1 protein-coding gene is annotated in these 2,805 nt (G+C 71.6%); it reads left to right on the top strand.

Annotated elements, in window-relative coordinates:
- A partial coding sequence (locus tag ACIQGQ_RS37160) for an amino acid adenylation domain-containing protein (RefSeq protein WP_402405105.1) occupies positions 1 to 2,805 on the top strand: 2,805 nt, incomplete at both ends.

Here is a 2,805-nt window from a genome sequence, read left to right as displayed (position 1 = left end):
GGCAACCCCACCTTCACCGAACTCCTCAGCCGAACACGCGAGTTCAACCTCGCCGCCTACACCCACCAAGACATCCCCTTCGAACGCCTCGTCGAAAAGCTCGACCCGGCCCGCTCGATGGCCCGCCACCCGCTCTTCCAGACCTCGCTCACTTGGAACGACGCCACCCAAGGCGCCCTCGGCACCCTCCAGAACCTGCCCGGACTCACGGCCCGGCCCGTGCCGGTCGGGACCGGCACGGCCAAGTTCGACCTTTCCTTCGCCTTCGAGGAGCGCCACACCGCCGACGGCACCCCCGACGGCCTGCGCGCCACCCTCACCTACAGCGAAGACCTGTACGACCGGGCCACCGCCGGCCTGATCACCCGGCGGCTGCTGCGCGTCCTGGAATCCCTGCTCGCCGACCCCGGCCGCCCCGTCACCCGGGTCGACCTCACCGACGTGGCCGAGCGCGCCGGGCTGCTCGCCGCCGCCGGACCCGTCCGGGAACGGGCCGCACCGCGCGAGACGCTCGCCGCCCTCTTCGCGGCGCAGGCCGCCCGCACCCCGGCCGCCATCGCCGTCACCTTCGGTGACCTCTCCTACAGCTACGCGGAGTTGAACGAGCGCGCCAACCGCCTCGCCCACGTCCTCATCGCACGCGGCGCCAGCCCCGAGCGACACGTGGCCGTCGCCCTGCCCCGCTCGGCGGACCTCGTCGTGGCGCTGCTCGCGGTCGTCAAGTCCGGTGCCGCCTACGTGCCGATCGACCCCGGCTACCCGGCCGAGCGCATCACCTACACCCTCGCCGACGCCGCCCCCACCCTGGTGATCACCACCGGCGCGGTGGCGGATCGGCTGCCGCACCCCGAGGACCCTGCGGTGCTCCGCCTCGACACCGAGCGGACCGCCACCGACCTCGCCGCCCGCCCCGTCCACGACCCCGGCACCGGCGGGCTGCTGCCGGACCACCCGGCGTACGTCATCTACACCTCGGGCTCGACGGGCCGTCCCAAGGGCGTCGTCGTCCCGCACACCAACGTGGTGCGGCTGTTCACCGCCACCCGGGACGTCTACGGCTTCGGCCCCGACGACGTGTGGACGCTCTTCCACTCCAGCGCCTTCGACTTCTCGGTGTGGGAGCTGTGGGGCCCTCTGCTGCACGGTGGACGACTGGTCGTCGTGCCGTACGACACCAGCCGTGCCCCCGCGGACTTCCTACGGCTGCTTGCCGACGAACAGGTGACCGTTCTCAACCAGACGCCCTCGGCCTTCTACCAGCTGGCCCAGGCCGACCGGGAGAACCCGGCCGTCGGCAACCGGCTCGCCCTGCGCTGGATCGTCTTCGGCGGCGAGGCCCTGGACCTCGGCCGTCTGGAAGCCTGGGGACGTCGCCACGGCGATACCCGACCGACGCTGGCCAACATGTACGGCATCACCGAGACCACCGTGCACGTCAGCGTCCGCACTCTGGACAGCGCCGCCTGGACCGGCCAGACCCGTAGCCTCATCGGCGGCGGCATCGACGACCTGCGCGTGTACGTACTCGATGACGGACTGCGTCCCGCGCCCACCGGCGTCACCGGCGAGCTGTACATCGCGGGCGCGGGGCTCGCGCGCGGTTATGTGAACCGTCCAGATCTGAGTGCGGAGAGGTTCGTCGCCTGCCCGTTCGGGGCGCCGGGCGAACGGATGTACCGTTCCGGTGACCTGGCGCGATGGACAGCCGACGGGGAACTGGAGTATCTGGGGCGGGCCGACGACCAGGTCAAGCTCCGCGGCTTCCGCATCGAACTCGGAGAGATCGAGAACGTGCTGCTCGCCCACCGATACGTGGCCCAGACAGCGGTCCTCGTCCGCGAGGACGTGCCTGGTGACCAGCGGCTCGTGGCGTACTGGGTGCCGGCCGCCGACGCGAAGCCCGGCGCGGGTGCGCAGGCCGAAGCCGGTCTGCGTTCCCATGCCGCCGGCCAACTGCCCGAGCACATGGTGCCCTCGGCGTTCGTGGCCCTGGACACGCTGCCTCTCACGCCGAACGGGAAACTGGACCGCAAGGCCCTGCCCGCGCCCGAGTACGCAGCCCTGACCTCGGGGCGCGCACCGCGTTCGCCGCGCGAGGAGATCCTGTGCGGACTGTTCGCGGACGTCCTAGGCGTACCACAGGTCTCCATCGACGACAGCTTCTTCGACCTGGGCGGCCACTCCCTGCTCGCCACCCGCCTCGCCAACCGCATCCGCACCACACTGAGGATCTCCCTCTCGGTACGCGTCCTGTTCGAGGCGCCGTCGGTCGCAGCCCTCGCCCCTTTGCTCGACACGCAGGACCCGACGGGTGGCATGCCCGCCGTACGCGCGCAGGAGCGCCCCGAGCGGCTGCCCCTGTCCTACGCCCAACAGCGCCTGTGGTTCCTGCACCGCTTCGAGGGCTCCACCGCCACCTACAACGTCCCCCTCGCCCTGCGTCTGACGGGCCCCCTCGACCGGGACGCGCTCACCTGCGCGCTGGGTGATGTGGTGGCCAGGCACGAGTCGCTGCGCACCGTGTTCGCCGAGGACGCCGACGGCCCGTACCAGGTCGTCCTCGACCGGGCCGAACCACGGCTGGACACGGCGCAGGACGAGGCCTTCCTGCGTGCCGCTGCCCGGTACACCTTCGATCTGGGCGCCGAACTCCCCGTGCGTGCAACTCTTTTCAGCCCGGACGAGGATCACCACGTCCTGCTCGTCCTCCTGCATCACATCGCGGGGGACGGATGGTCGGTGGGTCCGTTGGCACGGGATCTGACGCAGGCGTACGCGGCACGGTGTGCGGGCGGGGCCCCGGCC

Source organism: Streptomyces sp. NPDC092952, from assembly GCF_044754785.1.
Classification (GTDB): Bacteria; Actinomycetota; Actinomycetes; order Streptomycetales; family Streptomycetaceae; genus Streptomyces.
The sequence above is the reverse complement of the archived record's forward strand: the minus strand, read 5'-3'. Positions and strand labels throughout refer to the sequence as shown.